The organism is Nostoc sp. CCY0012, from assembly GCF_963920855.1.
Taxonomy (GTDB): domain Bacteria; phylum Cyanobacteriota; class Cyanobacteriia; order Cyanobacteriales; family Nostocaceae; genus Cyanocohniella.
On the sequence record NZ_CAWUDM010000188.1, the window covers coordinates 1 to 6411 of the forward strand.

Consider the following 6411-nt stretch of genomic DNA (forward strand, 5'->3'; position numbering starts at 1 on the left):
TTGGAGAAATCTGCAACTTACGTTTTTGATAGGAGTATCAAGATGCCTAATCAAAGCATTTACTTATGTCAGCATCTAGAATCCATTTTTGTTTGGATTTAATTGATGTGAAAATTGCTGCGATTGCATCATGGGCGCTTCTGCCAGGTCTAAAGCCGTATGAGTTTGGCTCGAACTTTGCTTCCCATTCTGGTTCAAGAGCCAGTTTGGCAAGGGCTTGAGTCGCTCTGTCGTGCATAGTAGGAATACCTAGGGGGCGCTTGTCACCGTCCGACTTGGGAATCCAAACTCGGCGGGTTGCACTAACTTTTTGGTTAATGTTTAAGCTCAACACTAGTGTAAGGCGGGCTTTGGGGGTGAGGGATTTAATTCCGTCTACTCCTGCGGTCTTCTTACCCTGGTTGTCCTGGGTTACTTTACGGACAGATAAGGCTCTGGCTGACCATGACCTCATCAAGGTTTTTTGGAGTCTGCGTACTGCTTTAGTATCACCACGACCAGAGGCTCGAAATATTCTTTTTTGAAGCTTATAAACAGCTACTTCTAGCTTATGCCAGTTTATTCTGTTCCATTCCACCGTCTGGTTGTCCAGCGTATTAGACATATATACTTCCTAACGAGATTATTTCTTCCAAATCATCGTGAGTACGTCAGCATATTCTTACCATTACAGTAAGACATTCGCTTCTTACTCAATCTCGCCCGTCAAGGCATCCGGTTAGCACCTACTCAAGTATTCGACCACCTGAGAGCGTTTGACGGGTTACTTCGTTCCGATTAACAATACTGATACCTTTAGAGTGACACTCTTCACCGGGTTTATCGGGGGTGCTTACTGGTCAATATTCTATTTGCCAGTCCCTTAATCCTTTGCCTTTTGGCGTAGCATCTCAGCCTTATTTTGCTACTTAACTCTCACGATGATTCAAACGTGTCTTGAAGCCGAAGCTTTACTCATGGATACCTTGCTCGACGAACACCAGATTTAGGCTTCTAGTAAGAGCGTCTTTCATTCCCGCTTTACGGATTGATGACTAGTCGCTACCGTAGGGAAAGGGCTTTCACCTCAGCACTTGAGGGGTAGGATTTACACCTACATTGTTAATCAGTTCTCTAGGCTTGAGCCTAGGCAGTCGTCCCTAAGTACTTCTACTTATTTAGACTGAACGAGTCGCACAGAATACAGAGTCGTACCATTACCAAAATCTAAAACAGTTAATTTTGGGGGAAGTAACTGCCCGAACAATGCACCCATGCCCTCTGGTACGACTTTGAGGACTTCTAGTGTGACATCTGATTTTTTGCCAGCAAGTATGGGTTGATATTCTCCGTTGAGTTTTTGTGTTAAGTTTTTTGCCAAACCAACATCATGTAAGCTGACGACTAATTTTAAATGCCAAGCCTTACGGTGTGGCAGATGTGCCAATGCACCAAATAATGTTAAGAGGGCATTGTTGACTTTGTTTTCATTGTGATCTGTATTGCGGTCAAAATGATAACCAGTGCGGAAAGCAGATTCGCCAACGGTGTAAGCAGTACCGTTAAAAACAACTCTTCCGGGGACATCTTCCATTTCGGCAGTGGAAATATAGCTGGGGACACGAATAACTTCAAAGCCATCGACTAAAAGTTTCAGGCTGCCATAACCGTTATCAAAGCCAGCCGGAAAAATTTTTTGCAAAGTGTGAATGTTAGACATGGGGGATAAGTGAATACGATTTGTTGAAGAAAATGATCTGTTTAGATGAGAGGGTGCAGGAGACAGAGGAGAAAACGTGCTGCCAGTTTTTTCTGTGCTTGTGTGAGTTTATCAGAATTTTCTTGGGGGTCAAGTGGGGTATAAAGTGATAATCAGAAAAAGTACCCTAAGCATCACCTATATATACCCTATATAGGGGCTAAATAGTCACCAAATATCTCAAAGTGTTTTGGGGTATATATAGCCCCCATATATACCCCAAAGGGAATTTGTAAAATTTTTATTGTTATGACAGTCAGTGATAAAAAATTTTGTTTTGCTCCCAAAAATAAAATTATTTACAACTGATTCGGCAATGGTGTGTTTTTTTTGTAAAAATAAATCCTTTTAAAATAGATGCAAAGCCCAAAAAATGATTGCTTTTTTAGTGTTGCATAGCAAGCACGAGCAAAATTTACTTATGTCAAGTAGTTAAAAAGACTGTCAAAAAAGCTGATGTTATGAACGTAGAAAGCTTAATTAATAAAGTATAAATTTTGAATTAGGGCGAAGTGATATAGAAGTTAGTTTGTATGAATAGTTATTATTTAGGTATGGGTTCAGCTTTCTCAACTGAATTATCATTCACGCCTAAAGTCAATTGTAAAGGAGTTTGGGACGGATAAGCTTTCACTACTTGTCGATAAACCTCATAATTAGTAGGTAAAGTTTTTTGTGCATCCCCCACTTCATAAGTCAGTTGGTACTCTACGTTTTTCAACAATTGGGGTCTGCCTGCCTCTTCTTGAGGTCTTTTGCGTTGTTCGATTTCATCAACACTGGGGCGCGGGGGTAAAGTAGGCCACCATAGCCCTCGCTCATCTGCCTCAATAACTGCTCCTGGGGGTTTTAATCCATTTTGATTTAACGCTGAAGTAGTAGCAAAAGTTTCAACACGTGGCTGTGGGTTATTGGTTAAGTTATTGGCATATTTAACTTGCCAAGTATAACTAGTGAGCGCTGTAGCTTCATAATCTTCAGTTGTCGCTGTGCTACAACTCGTAAGTGTGAGCGCTGTTAGTAAAATCATTGAAGAGGAAAAAAATTTTAGTTTTTGCATTATTCTCAATTAATATTTTCAGTAGTTATTATTGCACTTTTGTGTATGAGGGCATTGTAGCCAACTAAATGCAGCAACGTTCCCATCGTGTTGTATTAACTGCTGCCGCATCTTCGAGCGGTACTTTGGCTTGAGCTAAAATCCGCCGACGCAATTCTGGTTTTTTAGCTAAAAATTGCTCGACTGGTTGATTGCCCTTGGATTGGTTGCAGTTGTGACAGGCAATGGTAAGGTTACTCACGCGATTGCTCCCGCCTTTCGACTTGGGATGAATATGCTCAATCTCAAATGGTACATTCTCTACACCACAGTAAGCGCATTTCCTACCCCACTTGTGGAGCAAATATTCCTGCACCTTAAAGCCGAATAACTCACCCTGTTGATATTTGATACCTGTTATTTCAGGGTTTTGGAGTTGTGTACTCATCAAGTAGGGGATGACCCAAACCGTTTTGGGTCAAAATTTAAGTAGCTGATTATTCATAAACTTCCTAATTAATTAACCAATTTCGCTAGAACAGGCTAAAATTTTTTCATTCGCAAGTAATGGAAAAAAATTTTGGCGACCAAATTCGTAACACTGACTGCTTTTAAGGGCGGTGTGGGCAAAACTACCTCAGCAGTGTGTCTGGCTTGCCTGTTTGCACAAAAAGGATACAAAGTTTTGCTCATTGATTACGACCCTAATCGTTCTGCATCTGTTTGGGGGACTCGTGGTTATTTGCCTTTTCAAGTCGCTACAGAAAATACTGCTAATCGATTAATGGCAAAAGAAAAATTTGATTTTATTGTCATTGATACTCCGGCAAGACCCAATTCTGCTGAAATTAAAGAACTAATTGATGGGTGTGATCTGCTTTTAGCTGTTACAACTCCTTCAGCTCTATCAATTAGTGCTTTGAATATGATGATTCAAAGTTTTCCACCCCAAACAAAATATTATGTTTTGTTAACTGTTGTGCCTCCATCATCAGAACCTGATGGAGAAATTGCTTTTCATACGCTGAAAGAACAAGGTTTACCTGTGTTAGAACAAGGAATCCAACGGTTAAAAGTGTATGAACATGCAGCTGCCGAAGGTAAGCCAATCTATGAAATTAAACGTGGAGGAAAAAAGGCATGGGAAGATTGGAAGGAACTAGCAAAGCTACAACCAATCAAAGACTTGCTAATTTAAAAGAAATTTTAAGCTTTACTTCTGAGATAGAAGGAAGTGAAATAAATGATAATGAATTAAGCAAGGATTCTTCTGTAGTCTTGATACACCGTAGTAAGATTCATTTAACTTTTAGTTTTGTACCAGGTGAACAACCTGTACGTTACTATTATGACCAAGAAGAACTAAAAACTTGGGCGTTAAATGACCTGAAACCAAATGGTATTCACTCTCCACTTTGGGTTCGTCCACTAAGTAATGGTGAACCTGATGAATACGAACTTGTTGCCGGAAAGCGTCGTTATCACGGCTCTGAGTTTGCAGAAATCGATCTGCTGCCTGTTCGTATCTTCAATTGGAATGATGTAGAAGCCTTTAAAGCATCACTTGCAGAGAACAAAAATCGTCGTGACTTCAGTGCCTTAGAGGAAGTAGATGGTACTTTGAAACTTCTTGCTGTCAGTATTGAAGGAACTGTTGAAGAAGCTATAAGCCTACTATACAAACTTGATAATCTAAAACGTCGTTCAGGTATTCAAGACGTTTTATCTCATCCTCAGTTTGATACTGTCCAATCAATATTTGCATTTTTGGGTGGAGTAACTTGGGAATCTTTTGTTAAGACGAGATTACCTTTGTTGAAAAAACCTCCAGAAATCCTTGATGCTATTCGTCAAGGAAAAATTGAATATACGAAGGGATTAGAAATTTCCAAAATTAAAGATTCCAATATTCGTCAAAATCTTTTAAAGGAAGTACTAGTCAACAATTTGTCCTTGGCTGAAATCAAAAAGCGTGTAAAAAGGCTCACTTTTAGTTCAGAAAGTTCTATTAAAACCCGATTAGATAGTGCTTACAAACAGTTCAAAAAATCATTAAAAGATATTGGAGAAGATCCAAAACAATTTCAAAAAGCTGAAAGCTTAATACTTCAAATAGAAGAATTCTTAAAGCAGAAATGACCCAAAACATTTTGGGTCATTTAAGGGGTGCTACTACAACGTACTTTTTCTACGACTTGACGGATTGCATTAATGACTAATTCTGGATCATCCAGTTGGATTACATGTCCACTTTTATGAGCAACAATGTGAACACCTTGGGGTGACTCATTGGCTAGATCTGTATGTAATTCTTGTAGTGTCTGAAGTACCTCTTGTGTTATGCCGAAGTCTGGTTTTCCAGACGACAAGACAATTAGAGGAATTTCAGGAAAAGGTTTTGTCTTTCTTGCCTGTTCAACCTGGTTCATGCTAATTGATAGCGCAACCGATTCTTGAGAAAAGGCTTCCCAAAAATTGGTTTGAGAATAGATTGCTTTAGCAAGAGGCTGTACTGAAGGTGGAAATTTTTGGAATAAGCCAGCCGCTAAAGGAAGATAGTCAAAAGAGACAAGCAGACGAAACAAACCAATACGTCCCAAAAATGGGAATACACGAATTAACAGTTCTTCAAGTCGTTTGTTAAATCCAACCCATTTGGTTGGTGCCTTCTCATACATTTTTTCATGTGCTACATCTACCAAAAGCATCCCAACTACTTCTTCTGGATAGTTATAGCCCACATTCCGCACCCCCCGGTGTCACAATCGGTAATTTCGTATTTTTGAATTCATTTTAGGATGTTTTTTATACAAAAAGGTCGAAATCTTAGGTGGCGATCGCTAATCCCAAACCCCCAAACGACCATTTTTCGTTGTGTGACAGTTTAGGGTGCGGAAGATGGGTTATAGGCAAATAAGCGACTGAATAAACCGCTTAAAGACATTCCCACTAGAACATAAGGCGGCTCAATTTCAGCCTTTCTCAAAAGTTGCCGCAACTCACTAATGACTTGCTCACTTGTGCGTGGTTCTGAACTTAAATCACTCCAACCATAGCCTGCTCTATCGTAGGTCAAGATTCTTGCAAATTTAGCTACTTCAGGTTGCACAAACTGCCAATCTAGGTGAGTACCTCCGGTTCCGCTATCCACAATGACTGTTGGGTGACCTTGACCCATAATTTGATAGTGCCAATTGTTACCATCAATCTCAATTATATTTCCGGGAGGTAGAAATTTTCTGCGATCGCGGCTTGTGGCAAGTGTTTGATAAATTGCTCCAAACCCGAATACTCCCATCAATACCCCAAGAGACGCAACTAGCCATAGCATTTCCGTCAATCCCCAAAATTTAAATACGTTTGTGATTGTCTCACAGATAGCTTTTCAAACACGCCTCATAGGAAGGGTGCATCTTCTGTGAACTGTCCTTCAACCCCCTTTCTAACGTAGTCATCGCTTATCACAAATCATCCAAAATAGCAATAGTAAGAAAGTATGAAATTGAGATCGTAGTTTTGAGTATTACTTTGCGGGGAGAGGATATGCCATATTGCAAACAAAGAGATTGCGGATAAATGCTAGTGTGGCAAAACTTACTAGAGAAGACGACTCTCTAAATTAGCCAAGTAAGCC

The 6411-nt window shown here is 39.9% G+C and carries 7 protein-coding genes and 1 pseudogene; 2 read left to right on the forward strand and 6 right to left on the reverse strand.

Going from position 1 to position 6411, the window contains the following annotated elements; translation table 11 throughout:
* Window positions 1-46: 46 nt before the first annotated feature.
* The 4 genes and pseudogenes from ACM0OS_RS28075 to ACM0OS_RS28090 form a co-directional block, all read right to left on the reverse strand.
* Window positions 47-604, reverse strand: a complete 558-nt coding sequence (locus tag ACM0OS_RS28075) for a reverse transcriptase N-terminal domain-containing protein (protein ID WP_414546462.1) — start codon at window positions 602-604, stop codon at window positions 47-49.
* Between the two features lie 573 nt (window positions 605-1177).
* Window positions 1178-1699: pseudogene (locus ACM0OS_RS28080) on the reverse strand (ParM/StbA family protein); the annotation flags it as partial.
* A 583-nt stretch (window positions 1700-2282) separates the two neighbouring features.
* Window positions 2283-2768: a hypothetical protein gene (locus ACM0OS_RS28085; protein ID WP_414546463.1), complete on the reverse strand. Its 486-nt coding sequence runs from the start codon at window positions 2766-2768 to the stop codon at window positions 2283-2285.
* Between the two features lie 94 nt (window positions 2769-2862).
* Window positions 2863-3225, reverse strand: a complete 363-nt coding sequence (locus ACM0OS_RS28090; RefSeq protein ID WP_414546464.1) for an HNH endonuclease — start codon at window positions 3223-3225, stop codon at window positions 2863-2865.
* Between the two features lie 132 nt (window positions 3226-3357).
* On the opposite strand from ACM0OS_RS28090, the gene ACM0OS_RS28095 reads away from it, so the two are divergent.
* Together ACM0OS_RS28095 and ACM0OS_RS28100 are read left to right on the forward strand one after the other, a co-directional pair.
* Complete coding sequence (locus ACM0OS_RS28095; RefSeq protein ID WP_414546465.1) at window positions 3358-3975, forward strand: AAA family ATPase; 618 nt, start codon at window positions 3358-3360, stop codon at window positions 3973-3975.
* Window positions 3918-4916, forward strand: a complete 999-nt coding sequence (locus ACM0OS_RS28100; RefSeq protein ID WP_414546466.1) for a ParB/RepB/Spo0J family partition protein — start codon at window positions 3918-3920, stop codon at window positions 4914-4916. The genes ACM0OS_RS28095 and ACM0OS_RS28100 overlap by 58 nt, the downstream gene beginning before the upstream one ends.
* A gap of 20 nt (window positions 4917-4936) precedes the next feature.
* Here the strand turns inward: ACM0OS_RS28100 and ACM0OS_RS28105 are convergent, their stop codons facing one another.
* Window positions 4937-5518, reverse strand: a complete 582-nt coding sequence (locus tag ACM0OS_RS28105) for a hypothetical protein (RefSeq protein WP_414546467.1) — start codon at window positions 5516-5518, stop codon at window positions 4937-4939.
* Between the two features lie 143 nt (window positions 5519-5661).
* A complete protein-coding gene (locus ACM0OS_RS28110; protein ID WP_414546468.1) occupies window positions 5662-6108 on the reverse strand; it encodes an alpha/beta fold hydrolase in 447 nt (148 codons plus the stop codon).
* Between the last annotated feature and the right edge of the window lie 303 nt (window positions 6109-6411).

What these genes read in the sequence shown, in the direction of transcription:
- ACM0OS_RS28090 (WP_414546464.1), bottom strand. Translation starts at nt 3,225, where the DNA reads ATGAGTACACAACTCCAAAACCCTGAAATAACAGGTATCAAATATCAA.
- ACM0OS_RS28110 (WP_414546468.1), bottom strand. Translation starts at nt 6,108, where the DNA reads ATGCTATGGCTAGTTGCGTCTCTTGGGGTATTGATGGGAGTATTCGGG.
- ACM0OS_RS28085 (WP_414546463.1), bottom strand. Translation starts at nt 2,768, where the DNA reads ATGATTTTACTAACAGCGCTCACACTTACGAGTTGTAGCACAGCGACA.
- ACM0OS_RS28075 (WP_414546462.1), bottom strand. Translation starts at nt 604, where the DNA reads ATGTCTAATACGCTGGACAACCAGACGGTGGAATGGAACAGAATAAAC.
- ACM0OS_RS28100 (WP_414546466.1), top strand. Translation starts at nt 3,918, where the DNA reads ATGGGAAGATTGGAAGGAACTAGCAAAGCTACAACCAATCAAAGACTT.